The organism is Pseudomonas sp. BB438, assembly GCF_057180225.1.
In genome coordinates, this window is sequence record NZ_CM170001.1 from 1,551,169 (window position 1) to 1,568,469 (window position 17,301).

The window sequence follows — 17,301 nt, forward strand, 5'->3', positions numbered from 1 at the left end:
CAAGGGCGGGTTTGCGGTGGTGCGGCACGAACTTACTGAAGCATGCTCATGGCCGCTTCCATGGCGGCGGAGAGGTCTTCGTCTTCCTTCACGTCGACCTTCGGGTCCAGGCCCAGCTTGGCGAAGGCCGGGATGGTCGCCCAGTCCAGCTCGGTGTAGGGGTGCTGGCTGCCGAGGTAGCTCTGCAGGGTGGCGACCTGAACGATGTCCACGTAGTCGACCTTGGCCGAATCGCGGCTGAAGTCCAGGTGCTGGCCGGGCACGGCGGCGATCGGCGCCGGGAAGTCCCAGGCCTTGAGGATGCGGTCGCCGATGATCGGATGGATGCGCTCGATCACGTGATTGAGGCTGATGGAGTCCGCCAGCAGCTCGCTGTGTTCCTCGGCGTAGGTCAGGATCGGCAGCACGCCGATCTGGTGCACGAGGCCGGCAAGGGTCGCCTGGTCCGGCGCGAGACGGGTGTAGTGGCGGCACAGGGCGTGGCAGATGCCGGCGATCTCGGTGCTCTTGTTCCACACCTCGCGCATCTTGCGGTCGACGACGTCGGAGGTGGCCTGGAACATTTGTTCCATGGCCAGGCCCGTGGCCAGGTTGCAGGTGTAGTTGATGCCCAGGCGGCTGATCGCCATCTGCAGGTCGGTGATTTCCTTGTTGGTGCGCAGCAGCGGGCTGTTCACCACCTTGATGATGCGCGCGGTCAGGGCAGCGTCGTTGCCAATCACCTTGCTGAGGTCCTGGATGCTGATGTCAGGGTCTTCCGCCGCCTCGCGGACGCGCAGGGCGACTTCCGGCAGCGTCGGCAGCACCAGCTCATCGTTGTCGATGGCCCGCAGCAGTTCCTGTTGTACTTTTTCGGCAAGCTTGCTCATGAAGTGTCCTTCAGGGAAAGCCGGGCTCCCCGCCCGGCACGGAAATCAGCGCTGGATCTCGCGATCGCTGTCCAGTACGTAAGGCAGATCCAGCAGGCGCAGGGGCTGGTCCTCACCCAGGCGCACGTTGCCATCGGCGACGGCATCGTCCTGCAGCACGGCGAGCAGCTCCACGCCATCGGCCGCGCGGGCGGCCAGTACCACTTCGCCGACGCTGGTGGAGTGCACCGGCGAGAACAGCTCACGGCCCGGCTCCGGCAGCTCGGCGCTATCGAGTTTCAGACGCTGCAGGCGGCGCTTGAGGCGGCCGAGGTACTGCATGCGCGCGACGATTTCCTGGCCGGTGTAGCAGCCCTTCTTGAAGCTCACGCCGCCCACGGCCTGCAGGTTGATCATCTGCGGGATGAACAGCTCGCGGGTGGCGCCGAACACCTGGCCGACGCCGGCGCGAACCTGGCCAAGCAGCCAGTCGTTGAGCTCTGCGTGGGGCAGGCGGGCCTGCAACAGATCGACAATCGCGGCGGCACGCTCGGCTGGCGCCCAGAGTTCGACGCGGCCCTGGCCGAGGCCGATGGCGATCAGGCCGTCAGCCCGTGCCACCTGGTCGGCCTCGCCGGAGAGGGTCAGGCCCAGCTCGACCAGTACGGCGCCCGCGCCACTCAGGCCGAAGCGCGCCCATTGGCTGCTGTCATCGGAGAGGGTGGCCTTGGAGAATACAGCGTACTTCTTCAGGTCCGTCAGCTGGCTGTCCAGCAGATCCTTGGCCATCGCCAGCAGAAAGCCTTCGCCTTCGGCGAGGATGCGGAAGCTGGAGGTCATGCGGCCCTTGGGCGTGCAGCGGGCGCCGAGGCTCGAGTAGTCGGCGTTGAGGTAGTTCAGGTTGCAGGTCAGCTGGCCCTGGAGGAATTTGGCCGCGTCCGCGCCACGGACGGCGAGAATCCCTTCGTGATTGAGTTCGGTGTAGAAAGCAGAGTCGGTCATCACGATTCGCTGGAAGAAAGTTAGGGGCCTCATCATAGAGCTCAGGCCTTGCCTTGTCAGCGGGTGCCGGGGGAGCCGAGCATGCGTATAATGCCGCTCGGCTCGCGCCGTCCGTCGACTCCGCGAGTGAAAAGACGTATTCGCCCGCTGTTAATCGAGGTGCCCGCAGATGACCGACGAAACCGAACTCAAACGCCTTTTCTGGCACAGCCGCCGCGGCATGCTGGAACTGGACGTCCTGCTGGTGCCCTTTGTCCAGGAAGTCTATCCGGGCCTGCCCGCCGATGATCAGGCGCGCTTCCGCAAGCTGCTGGAGTGCGAGGACCAGGACATGTTCGGCTGGTTCATGCAGCGGGGCGAGCCGGAGGATGCCGATCTGCGCATCATCGTTCGCATGATCTTGGACCGTGTCCAGCCGAAGTGACCCCTTCGAGTGCCGCTGGCAGCCGTCCATCGGTTTGCTGGTGGCCTACTTCGCCGTGCAGTGCTGTGCCGTCCTGGCGCTGCTGCTCGCGGAGATTCCCCTTCACTGGAAAACGCTGGGCCTGAGCCTCTGTCTGCTGCATGGCTGCCGGGTTGTGCCTGGGCGGATTCTATTGCGTGCACCGGACTCGGTGCGTGCGCTGCGCCACAACGCCGAGGGCTGGCAGCTGTGGAGTGCGCGCGACGGCTTTCAGCCGGTGCAGTTGCTGCCGGACAGCCTGGCACTGCCGGCGTTGATCGTCCTGCGCTTCCGTCGCCCCGGTGATTGGCTGGCACGTAGCGTCTGTGTCCCCGCCGACGCCCTGGCGCCGGAGACGCATCGGCGCCTGCGTGTGAGGCTGCGGTTCAGCCGCAGTAGGTGGACGGCGCCAGAATAGTGTCGCGAGCTTCGGGCAGCAGGTCCGGGTAATCCAGCGTGTAGTGCAGGCCGCGGCTCTCGTGGCGCTGCATGGCGGAAAGAATGATCAGCTCGGCCACCAGGGCCAGGTTGCGCAGCTCGATCAGGTCGCGGCTTACCTTGTAGTTCGAGTAGAACTCGTCGATCTCGTCGAGCAGCAGGCGCACGCGGTGCTGCGCGCGCGCCAGGCGCTTGTTGGTGCGCACGATGCCCACGTAGTCCCACATGAAGCGTCGCAGTTCGTCCCAGTTGTGCGCGATGATCACGTCCTCGTCCGAGTCGGTCACCTGGCTGGCATCCCAGCAGGGCAGCGTAACCAGGGGCTGAGCCCTGGGCAGTTCGGCGAGGATGTCGGCCGCGGCGGAGCGAGCGTAGACGAAGCACTCCAGCAGCGAGTTGCTGGCCATGCGGTTGGCGCCATGCAGGCCGGTGAAGGTGGTTTCGCCGATGGCGTAGAGGTTCGGTACGTCGGTGCGCCCCTGGGAGTCCACGACCACGCCGCCGCATGTGTAGTGCGCCGCCGGCACCACCGGGATAGGCTCGCGGGTGATGTCGATGCCGAAGTCCAGGCAGCGTTCGTAGACGGTAGGGAAGTGCTCGCGGATGAACTCGGCCGGCTTGTGGCTGATGTCCAGGTAGACGTAGTCGATGCCCAGGCGCTTCATCTCGTGGTCGATGGCGCGGGCTACCACGTCGCGCGGGGCGAGTTCGCCCAGGGCGTGGAAGCGCGGCATGAAGCGCTCGCCATTGGGCAGACGGAGCAGGGCGCCTTCGCCGCGCAGCGCCTCGGTGATCAGGAAGCTCTTGGCCTGCGGGTGGTACAGGCAGGTCGGATGGAACTGGTTGAACTCCAGGTTGCCGACCCGGCAGCCGGCGCGCCAGGCCATGGCGATGCCGTCGCCGGAGTTGCCGTCGGGGTTGCTGGTATAGAGGTAGACCTTGCTGGCGCCGCCGGAAGCAAGGACGGTGAAGCGGGCGCTGAAGGTGTCCACTTCGCCGGTGGAGCGATCCAGCACGTAGGCGCCCAGGCAGCGCTGGCCGTTCAGGCCGAGTTTCTGCTCGGTGATCAAGTCGACGGCGACCCGTTGCGACAGCAGCTCGATGTTCGGTCGCTGCCGTGCCTGCTCCAGCAGGGCATTGAAGATCGCGGCGCCGGTGGCGTCGGCGGCGTGGATGATCCGCCGGTGGCTGTGGCCGCCCTCGCGGGTCAGGTGGAATTCGAAACTGCCGTCCTCGCGGCCCGGCTCATGGTCACGGGTGAAGGGCACGCCCTGCTCGATCAGCCACTGGATGGCCTCGCGGCTATGCTCGACGGTGAATTTCACCGCGTCCTCGCGGCACAGGCCGGCGCCGGCGACCAGGGTGTCCTCGACGTGGGATTCCACGGTATCGGTGTCATCCAGTACGGCAGCGACGCCGCCCTGGGCCCAGAAGGTGGAGCCCTGGGACAGTTCGCCCTTGCTCAGCACGGCGATCTTCAGGTGCGAAGGCAGCGTCAACGCCAACGTCAGGCCGGCGGCCCCGCTGCCGATCACTAGGACATCGTGCTGGAAATGCTGACTCATACCCGGCTCCACAAAATGGCGCCCTAGTATATAGAAGGGGGCCACGGCACAATACTGGCGAACCGATGACACCGCAGGCGCGTACCCTCGGGCAGCAGTCGCAGGGCGGGAGGCCATCTCCCTGGCTCAAGCTGGCTCGGCGGCCACCTGTCTGGCATCGAAGTCTTTGAAGGAACACGCTAAATCGCCGGAACTTTTTCAGACGTTCCGGTTCGAACGCGGAATACCCAATCAACTTTGCGCGCAGATTGACATTGCGCGGAAGGGGAGCGGGTGTTCCGCCCGGTACCATTGAATTTGACGGGCTTCGGACACATGTCGGGGTCCGATTGCCGCAAATGTGAAAAAACTGTGCGGCGCATGCTTGGAGGGGAGAACTTTTGCAAAAGACCCGAGTCTATCTTGGCAGGACGATTCACCAGGGTGCTCGAAGCTCCTCCAGGTACTCAGAGGAGCATTCATGCTAACCCAGGAACAGGATCAGCAACTGGTTGAACGGGTACAGCGCGGAGACAAACGGGCTTTTGACCTGCTGGTGCTGAAGTACCAGCACAAGATTCTGGGTCTCATCGTGCGGTTCGTGCACGACGCTCAGGAAGCCCAGGACGTTGCACAGGAAGCATTCATCAAGGCGTATCGCGCCTTGGGTAACTTCCGGGGTGACAGTGCCTTTTATACCTGGCTGTACCGTATCGCCATCAACACCGCGAAGAACCATCTGGTAGCGCGCGGTCGGCGGCCGCCGGACAGCGATGTCACGGCAGAGGATGCGGAGTTCTTCGATGGCGACCACGCCCTGAAGGACATCGAGTCGCCGGAAAGAGCCATGCTGCGGGACGAGATCGAGGAAACGGTCCATCGGACCATCCAGCAGCTGCCCGATGATCTGCGTACGGCTTTGACCCTGCGCGAGTTCGAAGGGCTGAGTTACGAAGATATCGCCACCGTGATGCAGTGTCCGGTGGGAACCGTCCGCTCACGGATATTCCGTGCGCGGGAAGCGATCGACAAAGCTTTGCAGCCTTTGTTGCATGATGAAGTCTGATACAGCGGCAGAAGCCAAGAGAGGTACCGCTATGAGTCGTGAAGCCCTGCAGGAGTCGCTGTCCGCGGTTATGGATAACGAAGCGGATGAGCTGGAGCTGCGGCGTGTGCTTGCAGCCTGCGGCGAGGACGCCGAATTGCGGGCCACCTGGTCCCGTTACCAACTGGCCCGTGCAGTGATGCATCGCGAGCCGGCGATGCCCAAGCTGGACATTGCTGCCGCCGTGTCCGCCGCGCTGGCGGATGAGGCCGCACCGGCGGCGCGTAGCCGCAATCCGTGGCGCAACGTTGGTCGTCTGGCCGTCGCTGCCTCGGTAACGTTGGCCGTGCTGGCTGGTGTGCGCATGTACCATCAGGATGACAGTGTTGCCAACGGCCTTGCCCAGCAAGGTGCCACTCCGCAGATCGCCCTGCCGCAAGTGCAAGGCCCGGCGGTACTGGCAGGCTACACTCAGGACGAGGCGCCGCAGGTGATCACCAATGCCCAGGGTGGGCAGACCACCTGGCATGAGCAGCGTCTTCCGGGTTATCTGCGTCAACACGCGCAGCAGTCCGCTGTCAGCGGCACCGACAGCGCCCTGCCTTACGCACGCGCCGCGAGCCTGGAAAGCCGCTGATTTGCGACCTTAAGGAGCGACATGCGCGCTACGACAGCACTGTTGTTCTTCCTCGGTGGCCTGCTGGCATTGCCAGTCCAGGCCGCCGATGCGTTGGACTGGATCAAACGCCTCTCCGAGGCTGATCAGCAACAGAATTTCCAGGGTACCTTCATCTACGAGCGCAGCGGAGCCTTCACTACCCACGATGTCTGGCATCGGGTGGAGAGTGATGGTTCGGTGCGTGAGCACCTGGTCCAGGTCGATGGGCCGCGCCAGGAAGTCGTGCGTGTCGACGGCGCCACCCAGTGTGTCGGTGGCGGCATGTCGGGCCAGGTCTCGACTGGCGAGATGTGGCCGGCGCGCAAGCTCAATCCGACGGATCTGTCCGCATACTACGACGTTCGCGTCGCCGGCGAGTCGCGCATTGCCGACCGCCCGGCGGTGGTGTTGGCGGTGATCCCGCGTGACCAGCATCGCTACGGCTTCGAGCTGCATGTGGACAAGGAAACCGGCCTGCCGCTGAAGTCCCTGTTGCTTAACGACAAGGGCCAGATCATCGAGCGTCTGCAGTTCACCCGTATTGATATGGCTGCGCCCAACGATGGCGAACTACAGGCCAGTGCGGCCTGCAAGCCGGTGAAGGAAGCCAAGGTGGCCGAGGTGAAAACCAGCTGGCACTCCGAGTGGGTGCCGCCGGGCTTTACCCTGAACAGTACCCTGCAGGAGCGCAGCCCGGTTTCCAATGATCAGGTCCTGTGCCTGGCCTACGGCGATGGATTGGCGCGATTCTCGGTGTTTCTCGAGCCGCTGCATGGTGCCAAGGTCGATGATGCCCGCACCCAACTGGGCCCAACGACCGTGGTGTCGAGGCGATTCGCCAGCGACGACGGCGGTACCATGGTGACCGTGGTCGGCGAGATCCCCAGTGGCACGGCCGAGCGCGTGGCGTTGTCCATGCGGCCAACGGGAGCCCAGCCACAGTGATCCAGGAGCGGGGGAGGGTGATTGCGGTCGAATCTGGCGCTGTCCAGGTCGAAACGCTGCGCCGCTCCACCTGCTCGGATTGTTCAGCCAGCGCCGGTTGCGGCCAGGGTCTCCTCGAGCGCCTTGGCGTTGCACGAGGGCGCGGTCAGTTGCGTGCTTTCTCTCCGCAGGATTCGACGCCGCCGGGATTGGCTCCTGGCGATGAAGTCGTGCTGGGCGTGGATGAGGCTCTGCTACTCAAAAACGCCCTGCTTATCTATCTCTTCCCCTTGCTGGGGTTGTTCGCGCTGGCGTTGATGGCTGCGCGCCTCGGCCTGGGAGAACCTATCATCATCGTGGCTGGGTCAGCGGGCTTCCTGCTGGCCTGGCTGCTTGTGCGCCGCTATTCGCGGCGCCACGCAGATGATCCGGCGATGCAACCGGTTGTGCTGCGTGCGCTGGTCGGTGGGCCGCCCGGCCCTGTTTAGTGAACTTCCCAATCAACATCACGGGAGCTGTAGTCAATGCAAACCCTGAAACGCAGCATGGCTGCGCTGGTCGCCCTGCTGGCCCTGAGCCTGTCGGTCACCGCGCGGGCTGAACTACCGGACTTCACTCCGCTGGTCGAGAAGGCCTCGCCGGCGGTGGTCAACATCAGTACTACCCAGAAGCTTCCCGACCGCTCCAACGCGCAGATGGGCATTCCGGACCTCGACGGCCTGCCGCCGGGCCTGCGCGAATTCTTCGAGCGCAGCATTCCCCGTGGCCAGGGCGGTCAGGGCCAGGCGCCCCGTGGCCAGCAGCGCGAGGCGCAGTCGCTGGGTTCGGGCTTCATCATTTCCGATGACGGCTACATCCTGACCAACAACCACGTGGTGGCCGACGCCGACGAGATTCTCGTGCGCCTGTCCGACCGCAGCGAGCACAAGGCCAAGCTGGTCGGCGCCGACCCGCGCAGCGACGTCGCCGTGCTGAAGATCGACGCCAAGGGCCTGCCGACGCTCAAGCTGGGCGATTCCGACAAGCTGAAGGTCGGCGAGTGGGTGCTGGCCATCGGCTCGCCGTTCGGCTTCGACCATTCGGTGACTGCCGGTATCGTCAGCGCCAAGGGCCGCAGCCTGCCGAACGAGAACTACGTGCCGTTCATTCAGACCGACGTGGCGATCAACCCGGGCAACTCCGGCGGTCCCCTGCTGAACCTGCAGGGTGAAGTGGTGGGTATCAACTCGCAGATCTTCACCCGTTCCGGCGGCTTCATGGGGCTTTCCTTCGCGATTCCGATCGATGTGGCGCTGAACGTCGCTGATCAGCTCAAAGCCGGTGGCAAGGTCAATCGTGGCTGGCTGGGCGTGGTGATCCAGGAAGTGAACAAGGATCTGGCCGAATCCTTCGGTCTCGACAAGCCGGCTGGCGCGCTGGTCGCGCAACTGGTGGAAGACGGTCCGGCAGCCAAGGGCGGCCTGCAGGTGGGTGACGTGATCCTGAGCCTGAACGGCCAGACCATCAACGAATCCGCCGACCTGCCGCATCTGGTGGGCAACATGAAGCCGGGCGACAAGGCGGCTCTGGAAGTCATTCGTGACAACAAGCGCCAGACCCTGAACATGACCATCGGCAGCCTGCCGGACGACGACGATGCCGTCGCCGCCGTCGAGGGCAAGGGCGTAGAGCGTAGCAGCAACCGCATGGGCGTGACCGTGGCCGAGCTGACCGCCGAGCAGCGCAAATCCCTGGATATCAAGGGTGGTGTGGTCATCAAGGAAGTGCAGGGCGGTCCGGCGGCCATGGTCGGTCTGCGTCCGGGTGACGTCATCACTCACCTGAACAACCGCGCGGTGGATTCCTCGAAAACCTTCAGCGAGATTGCCAAGGCGCTGCCGAAGGATCGTTCGATTTCCATGCGCGTGCTGCGTCAGGGGCGTGCGAGCTTCATCACGTTCAAGCTGACCGAGTAAGGTCGGCGCACCAGAAGAGGGCGGTTTCGACCGCCCTTTTTCATGCCTGACCGTCCGGCGCGGCGTGACGCGTCTGGCTGTATTCAGGTAAACTCCCCGGCTATTTTTCGGCGGACCGCCGCCTTCAGCCTTCCGAGTGTGTTCAGCCGTGAGTGACCTGAGTCATATCCGCAATTTCTCCATCATCGCCCACATCGACCATGGCAAGTCGACCTTGGCGGACCGCTTCATCCAGATGTGCGGCGGCCTGTCCGACCGCGAGATGGAGGCCCAGGTACTGGACTCCATGGACCTGGAGCGTGAGCGCGGCATCACCATCAAGGCGCACAGCGTCACGCTTCACTACAAGGCGAAGGACGGCAAGACCTACCAGCTGAACTTCATCGATACCCCCGGCCACGTCGACTTCACCTACGAAGTCAGCCGCTCGCTGGCCGCCTGCGAAGGTGCGCTGCTGGTGGTGGATGCCGGCCAGGGCGTGGAAGCGCAGTCGGTCGCCAACTGCTACACCGCCATCGAGCAGGGCCTGGAAGTCATGCCCGTGCTGAACAAGATGGACCTGCCGCAGGCCGACCCGGACCGCGTGAAGGACGAGATCGAAAGCATCATCGGCATCGACGCCACCGACGCCGTGGCCTGCTCGGCCAAGAGCGGCATGGGCGTGGAAGATGTGCTGGAGCGCCTGGTCACCGCCATACCGGCGCCGGAAGGTGAAATCGACGCGCCGCTGCAGGCACTGATCATCGACTCCTGGTTCGACAACTACCTGGGCGTGGTCTCGCTGGTTCGCGTGAAGCACGGTCGAGTGAAGAAAGGCGACAAGATTCTGGTGAAGTCCACCGGCAAGGTCCACCAGGTGGACAGCGTAGGCGTCTTTACCCCGAAGCACACCGAGACCGCGGACCTGAAGGCTGGTGAAGTGGGCTTCATCATCGCCGGCATCAAGGACATTCTCGGTGCGCCGGTGGGCGATACCCTGACCCTGAACAACACACCCGATGTGGACGTGCTGCCGGGCTTCAAGCGCATCAAGCCGCAGGTCTACGCCGGCCTGTTCCCGGTCAGTTCCGACGACTTCGAGGATTTCCGCGAAGCCCTGCAGAAGCTGACCCTGAACGACGCCGCGCTGCAATACGAGCCGGAAAGCTCCGAGGCACTGGGCTTCGGCTTCCGCATCGGCTTCCTCGGCATGCTGCACATGGAGATCATCCAGGAGCGCCTGGAGCGCGAATACGACCTGGACCTGATCACCACCGCGCCGACCGTGATCTTCGAGATCGTGCAGAAGAACGGCGACATCCTCTATGTCGACAACCCGTCCAAGCTGCCCGACCTGTCGTCCATCGACGAAATGCGCGAACCGATCTGCCGCGCGACCATCCTTGTGCCTCAGGAGCACCTGGGCAACGTCATTACCCTGTGCATCGAGAAGCGCGGCGTCCAGCGCGACATGCACTTCCTCAGTGGCCAGGTCCAGGTGATCTACGATCTGCCGATGAACGAAGTGGTGCTGGACTTCTTCGACCGCCTGAAGTCCACCAGCCGCGGCTATGCTTCGCTGGACTACAGCTTCGATCGCTTCGAACCGGCAAACCTGGTTCGTCTCGATGTGCTGATCAATGGTGAGAAGGTCGACGCCCTCGCCCTGATCGTCCACCGCGACAACGCCCCGTACAAGGGCCGTCAGCTGGTGGAGAAGATGAAGGAATTGATTCCGCGGCAGATGTTCGATGTCGCGATTCAGGCGGCCATCGGTGGGCAGATCATCGCCCGTTCGACGGTCAAGGCGCTCAGGAAGAACGTGCTGGCCAAGTGCTACGGTGGTGACGTGAGCCGTAAGCGCAAGCTGCTGGAGAAGCAGAAGGCCGGTAAGAAAAGGATGAAGCAGGTCGGTAGCGTGGAGATTCCGCAGGAAGCCTTCCTCGCTGTGCTCAAAGTGGACAGTTGAACCCTATGACCCTGAATTTCCCGCTGTTGCTGGTGATTGCCGTTGCGGTATGCGGCGTTCTCGCCCTGATTGACCTGGTGCTGTTCGCACCGCGCCGTCGGGCGGCCATTTCGGCTTACCAAGGTTCGGTCAGCGATGCCGACCCGGAAGTGCTGGAGAAGCTGAACAAGGAACCGGTGCTGGTCGAATACGGCAAGTCGTTCTTCCCGGTGCTGTTCATCGTGCTGGTGCTGCGTTCGTTCCTGGTCGAGCCCTTCCAGATCCCGTCCGGCTCGATGAAGCCGACCCTGGAAGTGGGCGATTTCATCCTGGTGAACAAGTTCGCCTACGGTATCCGCCTGCCGGTGCTCGACACCAAGGTGATCCCGGTGGGGGATCCGCAGCGCGGTGATGTCATGGTGTTCCGCTATCCCAGCGACCCGAACATCAACTACATCAAACGCGTCATCGGCGTACCGGGTGACACCATCCGCTACACCAGCGACAAGCGCCTCTACATCAACGACCAGGCCGTGGCCGAGTCGCTGGTGGGCGAGGAGCCCGGCACCCTGGGCAGCGTGACCCTGTATCAGGAGAAGCTGGGCGCCGTGGAGCACATGATCCGCAAGGAAATGACCCGCTTCCGCATCGAGCCGGGTAAGCAGTGGAAGGTCCCGGCCGGCCACTACTTCATGATGGGCGACAACCGGGACAACTCCAACGACAGCCGCTACTGGAACGATCCGAAGATCCCGAAGGAGCTGCTGGGCATGGTTCCGGACCACAATATCGTCGGCAAGGCGTTTGCGGTCTGGATGAGCTGGCCGGATCCGAAGATGCGCAATCTGCCGAATTTCTCGCGAGTCGGTGTGATTCACTAAACTTGTGAGACGCTCCAGGCCGACAAGGCTGGATCGGTGCTAGAAAAAGGGCGGGGCTGCACGCGGGGAGCGAGGCAGCCCCGCTTCACTTGGACCCGCCACGACTGGTGGGCGAATAAGAAAGATACCGACATGAGGTCGATATGACGTACGCACGTTCGCAGAAGGGAATGTCGTTGCTGGGTTGGCTGGTGGTGCTCGCCGTCGTGGCGTTCCTGGCCAGCGCCGCGTTCAAGATCATCCCGCATTACCTGGACTACTACGCGATCGAAAAGGCCATTACTTCGGTTGAGACCGACAAGGCGGCCGAAGTACGCACCGTTCCGGAGTTCTACTCCTATGTCGACAAGGCGCTGATGCTCAACAACATCCGTGATCTCAAGCTGGACGATGCGCTGGACGTGAAGCTCGAGAACAACGAGTTCCGTGCCCACCTGAAATACGAAAAACGCGAGCCACTGGTACAGAACATCGACCTGGTGGTCAAATTTGACAAAGAATTCCGTGTACGAATGCCGTGAGTAACAACAGTCTGGATCGACTCGAGCGCAAGCTTGGCTACACCTTCCGCGACCAGGACCTGATGGTCCTGGCGCTGACCCATCGCAGTTTTGCCGGGCGCAATAACGAGCGCCTGGAATTCCTCGGCGACGCCATCCTCAACTTCGTCATTGGTGAAGCCCTGTTCACCCACTTTCCCCAGGCCCGCGAAGGCCAGCTGTCGCGCCTGCGTGCGCGACTGGTGAAAGGCGAGACCTTGGCCCTGCTGGCCCGTGGATTCGAAATCGGGGATTACCTGCGACTGGGCTCGGGCGAGCTGAAGAGCGGCGGTTATCGCCGCGAGTCGATCCTGGCTGACGCCATGGAAGCGCTGATCGGCGCCATCTATCTGGACACCGGCATGGACTCCGCCCGCGAGCGGATCATGGCCTGGCTGGGCCCGCAGCTGCGCGAGCTGACCCCGGTGGATACCAACAAGGATCCCAAGACCCGCCTGCAGGAGTTCCTGCAGTCCCGTGGGTGCGAACTGCCGCGTTACGATGTGGTGGATATCCAGGGCGAGCCGCATTGCCGCACTTTCTTCGTCGAGTGCGAGGTTGCCCTGCTGAACGACAAGACCCACGGTCACGGCGGCAGCCGCCGCATTGCCGAGCAGGTGGCCGCCGCCGCCGCGCTGGCAGCCCTGGGCGTGGAGAATGGCCATGAGTGAGCACGAGCAAGACCAGCACGATCAATCCGGGCACGATGAAGCAGGAGCCGTACGTTGCGGTTACGTCGCCATCGTCGGCCGCCCCAATGTGGGCAAGTCGACCCTGCTCAACCATATCCTCGGGCAGAAGCTGGCGATCACCTCGCGCAAGCCGCAGACCACTCGCCATACCCTGCTGGGCATCAAGACCGAGGGTGATGTGCAGGCGGTCTACGTCGACACTCCTGGCCTGCACAAGGACAACGACAAGGCGCTGAACCGTTACATGAATCGCTCGGCCAGCGCCGCGCTGAAGGACGTCGACGTGGTGATCTTCGTCGTCGACCGTAACCGCTGGACCGACGAAGACCAGATGGTCTATGACAAGGTCAAGTATGTGAGCTGCCCGGTCCTGCTGGCGGTGAACAAGGTCGACCGCATGGAAGACAAGGGCGATCTGCTGCCGCACCTGCAGTGGCTGGCCGAACAGTTGCCCAATGCCGAAGTCGTGCCGATTTCCGCCCAGCACGGGCAGAACCTCGATGTACTGGAAGGCCTGGTGGCCGAGCGCCTGCCGGAGAGCGAGCACTTCTTCCCGGAAGACCAGATCACCGATCGCAGCAGCCGCTTCCTCGCCGCCGAACTGGTACGCGAGAAGATCATGCGCCAGCTGGGTGCCGAGCTGCCGTACCAGGTCACCGTGGAAATCGAGGAGTTCAAGCAGGACGGTCCGATCCTGCACATCCATGCGCTGATCCTGGTCGAACGCGATGGCCAGAAGAAGATCATCATCGGCGAGAAGGGCGAGCGCATCAAAAGCATCGGCCAGAACGCCCGCAAGGACATGGAAGTGCTGTTCGACTCCAAGGTCATGCTCAACCTCTGGGTGAAAGTGAAGGGCGGCTGGTCCGACGACGAGCGCGCTCTGCGTTCGCTGGGCTACGGCGACCTCTGACCCCTGACGCCCCGCGAGCAATCGCGGGGCGCACCCTTCGGGCGCCTGCGTGCGTCCTCCCCGACTCTCACTCCAGGCGCAGCGCCATGAGCCTCGCTTCTACTGCCCAAGCCGCCTTCGTCCTGCACAGCCGTCCCTACAAGGAAACCAGCGCGCTGGTGGATTTCTTCACGCCGCAGGGGCGTCTGCGTGCCGTCCTGCGTGGCGCGCGGGGCAAGGCGGGAGCGCTGGCGCGGCCGTTCGTGCCGCTGGAGGCCGAGTTCCGCGGGCGCAGCGACCTGAAGAACGTCGTTCGCCTGGAGCCCAACGGCATCCCCAATCTGCTCAGTGGCGAGGCGCTGTTCAGCGGCCTGTACCTGAACGAGCTGATGATTCGCCTGTTGCCGGCGGAAGACCCGCATCCCGCGCTGTTCGAGCACTACCGTGCAACGCTGCCGCTACTGGCCGCCGGCAGTCCGCTGGAACCACTGCTGCGCTCGTTCGAATGGCGACTGCTGGACGACCTGGGCTATGGTTTTTCCCTGGACACCGATATCGTCGGCCAGAGCGTGGCGCCGGACGGTCTCTACCGCCTGCTGCCCGACGCGGGCCTCGAGCCGGTCGGCAGCCTGCAGCCGGGGCTGTTTCACGGTGCCGACCTGCTGGCCATGGCCGAAGCCGACTGGAGCGCACCCGGTGCCCTGGCGGCAGCCAAGCGCCTCATGCGCCAGGCCCTGGCACCTCATCTTGGCGGCCGACCCCTGGTCAGCCGCGAGCTCTTCATGAATCGCAAGGACAACTCCCGTGACTGAAGCCAACCGTATCCTGCTCGGCGTGAACATCGACCACGTCGCCACCCTGCGCCAGGCCCGCGGCACCCGTTATCCCGACCCGGTGAAAGCCGCGCTGGACGCCGAGGAAGCCGGCGCCGACGGCATCACCGTGCACCTGCGCGAAGACCGTCGTCACATCCAGGACCGTGATGTGCGCGTACTGGCCGAAGTCCTGCAGACCCGCATGAACTTCGAGATGGGCGTCACCGAGGAGATGATGAAGTTCGCCGAGATCATCCGCCCGGCTCATGTCTGCCTGGTCCCGGAGACTCGCCAGGAGCTCACCACCGAAGGTGGCCTGGACATCGCCGGCCAGGAGGCACGGATTCGCGACGCGGTGCAGCGCCTGGCCGCTGCCGGCTGCGAGGTGTCGCTGTTCATCGATCCGGACCAGCGTCAGATCGAGGCTTCCGCCCGTATCGGCGCACCGGCTGTGGAGCTGCACACCGGCCGCTATGCCGACGCCCACAATCCGGCCGAAGCCGCCCATGAGCTGGCGCGTATCCGTGATGGCGTGGAGTTCGGTTTGTCCCACGGCCTGATCGTCAATGCCGGCCACGGCCTGCATTACCACAACGCCGAGCCGGTCGCCGCCATCGCCGGGATCAACGAACTGAACATCGGCCACGCCATCGTCGCCCATGCGCTGTTCGTGGGCTTCAAGCAGGCGGTTGCCGAGATGAAGGCGCTGATCGTGGCGGCCGCCAACCGCTGATGGGCGAAGGGTTTCATCTGGACATTCGTGCCAGAGAATTCCCCGCTCCCTAACCCTCTCTCTGAAGGGAGAGGGGACTGTTCGGCATCAAGCGAGGCACCGAGCTGGCCAGGGCGCCCTCTCCCTTGCGGGAGAGGGCAGGCAACTGCACAGCGCTTGATGCAAGCGAGCTATGCCCCTCGCATTACAGGCAGATCAAGGCTTGCGCGCGACCAGGGTGGCGCGCAGCGGCGCCGGCAGGCCCTCGATGGTGCGGCGGTGATCGTTCGGATCGAGGAAGTCCGGCAGTGACTGATAGCGCATCCAGTCGGTGGCACGCTGTTCTTCCACCGAGGTGAGGCTGATGTCCACGCTGCGTACGTCGGTGAAGCCCGCACGACGCAGCCACAGCTCCAGTGCCGGCACCGACGGCAGGAACCACACGTTGCGCATCTGCGCGTAACGGTCCTCGGGCACCAGCACGGTGTTCACGTCGCCTTCTACCACCAGGGTTTCCAGCACCAGCTCGCCGCCACGGCGCAGGCAGTCCTTGAGCGCCAGCAGGTGGTCGATGGGCGAGCGGCGGTGGTAGAGCACGCCCATGGAGAACACGGTATCGAAGCCTTCCAGCTTCTCGGGCAGGTCTTCCAGGGCGAAGGGCAGGTGCCAGGCCGGCAGGTCCGGCAGGTAGCGTTTCATCGCGAGGAACTGGCAGAAGAACAGCCAATTCGGGTCTACGCCCACCACGCTACGCGCGCCGGCGCCGAGCATGCGCCACTGGTAGTAGCCGTTGCCGCAGCCGACGTCGAGGACGCGCTTGCCCGCCAGGTCGATGTGCGGCGAGACGCGCGCCCATTTCCAGTCCGAGCGCCATTCGGTGTCGATGTGCACGCCGAACAGGTTGAATGGCCCCTTGCGCCATGGGATCAACCCCTGCAGCGCAAGCGTGAGTTGCGTGCGGGTGTCCTCGTTGCAGTCACCCTCGAGATTGAAGCGCTCGCGCAACTCGATGGCGGCCGCTTGCAGTTCCGGCAGGCGATCCACCGCGGCCAGCCAGCGCTCCAGGTCGCCGTGGCCATCGTCGACCTTGGCGGCCAGTTGCGCGGGCAGCGAGGCGGCCCAGGATTCCAGCGGCGTGCCGGCCAGTTCAAGGCGCAGGCGGTCGAGGTCGAAGCGTTCGATCATGGCAGGGCAATCAGGGAAGCGAAATTGAGGCACTGGAACCAGGGCACGACCTTGGAGAAACCGGCCGCCAGCAGGCGTTCACGGTGGGTCTCCAGGGTATCGGGGCGCATGACGTTCTCGATGGCCGTGCGCTTCTGGGCGATTTCCAGTTCGCTGTAGCCGTTGGCGCGCTTGAAGTCGATGTGCAGGTCGGTGAGCAACTCGTGCTCCTGCTCATCGGCGAAGCGCAGCTTTTCCGAGAGGATAAGCGCGCCGCCGGGCAGCAGGGCGCCGTGCAGGCGGGTGAGCAGGTCCAGGCGTTGTTCGGGGGCGATGAACTGCAGGGTGAAGTTCAGTGCGATCAGCGAGCAGGGTTTGAGGTCCAGGGAAAGGATGTCCGCCTCGATCAACTCGACCGGCAGCAGTTCCTGGTGCATGGCGTCCTGCGCGCGCAGGTACTCGCCGCAGCGCTCGATCATCGGGGCGGAATTGTCGACGCCGATGACGCGGCAGCCTTCGGTCTTCACGTGGCGCCGCAGTGCCTGGGTCACGGCGCCCAGCGAGCAGCCGAGGTCGTACAGCACGCTGCCTGGGGCTGCGAAGCGCGCGCCAAGCACACCGATGTTCTCGACGATGGTGGGGTAGCCCGGTACCGATCGCTTGATCATGTCCGGGAAGACGCGCACCACGTCCTCGTTGAAGGTGAAGTCGGGAACCTGGCTTTGCGGCTGGGCGAAGATGCGGTCGGATTCGCTCACGCTGGATGGGGCCTCGCTACGCTGAACAGGCAACGGGGCGCGGCGCGCCCGGTTTGCCGGGGCGC

General features: G+C 64.1%; 19 protein-coding genes. 14 read left to right on the top strand and 5 right to left on the bottom strand.

Annotated elements, in window-relative coordinates:
- Positions 1-32: 32 nt before the first annotated feature.
- Complete coding sequence (locus tag AC1ZV1_RS07220) at positions 33-869, bottom strand: HDOD domain-containing protein (RefSeq protein ID WP_484296100.1); 837 nt, start codon at positions 867-869, stop codon at positions 33-35.
- A 45-nt stretch (positions 870-914) separates the two neighbouring features.
- Positions 915-1,850, bottom strand: coding sequence for a CAF17-like 4Fe-4S cluster assembly/insertion protein YgfZ (gene ygfZ, locus AC1ZV1_RS07225; RefSeq protein WP_484296101.1), 936 nt, complete (start codon positions 1,848-1,850; stop codon positions 915-917).
- A 169-nt stretch (positions 1,851-2,019) separates the two neighbouring features.
- Between ygfZ and AC1ZV1_RS07230 the strand changes: the two genes are divergently transcribed.
- Together AC1ZV1_RS07230 and AC1ZV1_RS07235 are read left to right on the top strand one after the other, a co-directional pair.
- On the top strand, positions 2,020-2,274 hold the full coding sequence (locus tag AC1ZV1_RS07230) for an FAD assembly factor SdhE (RefSeq protein ID WP_024765533.1): 255 nt from the start codon (positions 2,020-2,022) through the stop codon (positions 2,272-2,274).
- Positions 2,258-2,710 (top strand): protein YgfX, encoded by a 453-nt coding sequence (locus AC1ZV1_RS07235; RefSeq protein WP_484296102.1) that lies wholly within the window; start codon positions 2,258-2,260, stop codon positions 2,708-2,710. Before AC1ZV1_RS07230 ends, AC1ZV1_RS07235 begins: the two co-directional genes overlap by 17 nt.
- On the opposite strand, the gene nadB is transcribed toward AC1ZV1_RS07235, so the two are convergent.
- Positions 2,679-4,295 carry an L-aspartate oxidase gene (nadB, locus tag AC1ZV1_RS07240; protein WP_484296103.1) on the bottom strand — a complete coding sequence of 539 codons (1,617 nt, stop codon included), beginning with the start codon at positions 4,293-4,295 and terminating at the stop codon, positions 2,679-2,681. The genes AC1ZV1_RS07235 and nadB overlap by 32 nt on opposite strands.
- A 460-nt stretch (positions 4,296-4,755) precedes the next feature.
- Here nadB and rpoE point away from each other — a divergent pair, with 460 nt between their 5' ends.
- From rpoE to pdxJ, 12 genes are all read left to right on the top strand, one after another.
- Positions 4,756-5,340: an RNA polymerase sigma factor RpoE/AlgU gene (gene rpoE / locus AC1ZV1_RS07245; RefSeq protein WP_017516654.1), complete on the top strand. Its 585-nt coding sequence runs from the start codon at positions 4,756-4,758 to the stop codon at positions 5,338-5,340.
- Between the two features lie 31 nt (positions 5,341-5,371).
- The gene (locus AC1ZV1_RS07250; RefSeq protein ID WP_484296104.1) at positions 5,372-5,956 is read left to right on the top strand and encodes a sigma-E factor negative regulatory protein; all 585 of its coding nucleotides are present in this window, start codon (positions 5,372-5,374) and stop codon (positions 5,954-5,956) included.
- A 21-nt stretch (positions 5,957-5,977) separates the two neighbouring features.
- The gene (locus tag AC1ZV1_RS07255) at positions 5,978-6,922 is read left to right on the top strand and encodes a MucB/RseB C-terminal domain-containing protein (RefSeq protein WP_484296105.1); all 945 of its coding nucleotides are present in this window, start codon (positions 5,978-5,980) and stop codon (positions 6,920-6,922) included.
- Positions 6,919-7,389, top strand: a complete 471-nt coding sequence (locus tag AC1ZV1_RS07260; protein WP_484296106.1) for a SoxR reducing system RseC family protein — start codon at positions 6,919-6,921, stop codon at positions 7,387-7,389. Before AC1ZV1_RS07255 ends, AC1ZV1_RS07260 begins: the two co-directional genes overlap by 4 nt.
- Positions 7,390-7,425: 36 nt before the next feature.
- Complete coding sequence (locus AC1ZV1_RS07265; protein ID WP_484296107.1) at positions 7,426-8,856, top strand: DegQ family serine endoprotease; 1,431 nt, start codon at positions 7,426-7,428, stop codon at positions 8,854-8,856.
- A gap of 148 nt (positions 8,857-9,004) precedes the next feature.
- Positions 9,005-10,804 carry a translation elongation factor 4 gene (gene lepA, locus AC1ZV1_RS07270; RefSeq protein ID WP_484296108.1) on the top strand — a complete coding sequence of 600 codons (1,800 nt, stop codon included), beginning with the start codon at positions 9,005-9,007 and terminating at the stop codon, positions 10,802-10,804.
- A gap of 5 nt (positions 10,805-10,809) precedes the next feature.
- Positions 10,810-11,664, top strand: coding sequence for a signal peptidase I (lepB, locus tag AC1ZV1_RS07275; RefSeq protein WP_484296109.1), 855 nt, complete (start codon positions 10,810-10,812; stop codon positions 11,662-11,664).
- Positions 11,665-11,807: 143 nt separating this feature from the next.
- Complete coding sequence (locus tag AC1ZV1_RS07280) at positions 11,808-12,185, top strand: DUF4845 domain-containing protein (RefSeq protein WP_081517635.1); 378 nt, start codon at positions 11,808-11,810, stop codon at positions 12,183-12,185.
- Positions 12,186-12,247: 62 nt separating this feature from the next.
- Positions 12,248-12,874 carry a ribonuclease III gene (gene rnc / locus AC1ZV1_RS07285; RefSeq protein WP_231387805.1) on the top strand — a complete coding sequence of 209 codons (627 nt, stop codon included), beginning with the start codon at positions 12,248-12,250 and terminating at the stop codon, positions 12,872-12,874.
- Positions 12,867-13,808 carry a GTPase Era gene (gene era / locus AC1ZV1_RS07290; protein ID WP_484296110.1) on the top strand — a complete coding sequence of 314 codons (942 nt, stop codon included), beginning with the start codon at positions 12,867-12,869 and terminating at the stop codon, positions 13,806-13,808. Before rnc ends, era begins: the two co-directional genes overlap by 8 nt.
- An 86-nt stretch (positions 13,809-13,894) precedes the next feature.
- Positions 13,895-14,599, top strand: coding sequence for a DNA repair protein RecO (recO, locus tag AC1ZV1_RS07295; protein ID WP_484296111.1), 705 nt, complete (start codon positions 13,895-13,897; stop codon positions 14,597-14,599).
- Positions 14,592-15,335, top strand: a complete 744-nt coding sequence (gene pdxJ / locus AC1ZV1_RS07300; protein ID WP_484296112.1) for a pyridoxine 5'-phosphate synthase — start codon at positions 14,592-14,594, stop codon at positions 15,333-15,335. The genes recO and pdxJ overlap by 8 nt, the downstream gene beginning before the upstream one ends.
- 195 nt (positions 15,336-15,530) lie before the next feature.
- On the opposite strand, the gene cmoB is transcribed toward pdxJ, so the two are convergent.
- Positions 15,531-16,499 (bottom strand): tRNA 5-methoxyuridine(34)/uridine 5-oxyacetic acid(34) synthase CmoB, encoded by a 969-nt coding sequence (cmoB, locus tag AC1ZV1_RS07305; RefSeq protein ID WP_484296113.1) that lies wholly within the window; start codon positions 16,497-16,499, stop codon positions 15,531-15,533.
- A complete protein-coding gene (gene cmoA, locus AC1ZV1_RS07310; protein WP_484296114.1) occupies positions 16,496-17,236 on the bottom strand; it encodes a carboxy-S-adenosyl-L-methionine synthase CmoA in 741 nt (246 codons plus the stop codon). The genes cmoB and cmoA overlap by 4 nt, the downstream gene beginning before the upstream one ends.
- Positions 17,237-17,301 lie beyond the last annotated feature (65 nt).

Coding starts and splice junctions, on each gene's coding strand:
- AC1ZV1_RS07220 (WP_484296100.1), bottom strand. CDS start 869: ATGAGCAAGCTTGCCGAAAAAGTACAACAGGAACTGCTGCGGGCCATC.
- ygfZ (WP_484296101.1), bottom strand. CDS start 1,850: ATGACCGACTCTGCTTTCTACACCGAACTCAATCACGAAGGGATTCTC.
- AC1ZV1_RS07230 (WP_024765533.1), top strand. CDS start 2,020: ATGACCGACGAAACCGAACTCAAACGCCTTTTCTGGCACAGCCGCCGC.
- nadB (WP_484296103.1), bottom strand. CDS start 4,295: ATGAGTCAGCATTTCCAGCACGATGTCCTAGTGATCGGCAGCGGGGCC.
- rpoE (WP_017516654.1), top strand. CDS start 4,756: ATGCTAACCCAGGAACAGGATCAGCAACTGGTTGAACGGGTACAGCGC.
- AC1ZV1_RS07250 (WP_484296104.1), top strand. CDS start 5,372: ATGAGTCGTGAAGCCCTGCAGGAGTCGCTGTCCGCGGTTATGGATAAC.
- AC1ZV1_RS07255 (WP_484296105.1), top strand. CDS start 5,978: ATGCGCGCTACGACAGCACTGTTGTTCTTCCTCGGTGGCCTGCTGGCA.
- AC1ZV1_RS07265 (WP_484296107.1), top strand. CDS start 7,426: ATGCAAACCCTGAAACGCAGCATGGCTGCGCTGGTCGCCCTGCTGGCC.
- lepB (WP_484296109.1), top strand. CDS start 10,810: ATGACCCTGAATTTCCCGCTGTTGCTGGTGATTGCCGTTGCGGTATGC.
- AC1ZV1_RS07280 (WP_081517635.1), top strand. CDS start 11,808: ATGACGTACGCACGTTCGCAGAAGGGAATGTCGTTGCTGGGTTGGCTG.
- rnc (WP_231387805.1), top strand. CDS start 12,248: ATGGTCCTGGCGCTGACCCATCGCAGTTTTGCCGGGCGCAATAACGAG.
- era (WP_484296110.1), top strand. CDS start 12,867: ATGAGTGAGCACGAGCAAGACCAGCACGATCAATCCGGGCACGATGAA.
- recO (WP_484296111.1), top strand. CDS start 13,895: ATGAGCCTCGCTTCTACTGCCCAAGCCGCCTTCGTCCTGCACAGCCGT.
- cmoB (WP_484296113.1), bottom strand. CDS start 16,499: ATGATCGAACGCTTCGACCTCGACCGCCTGCGCCTTGAACTGGCCGGC.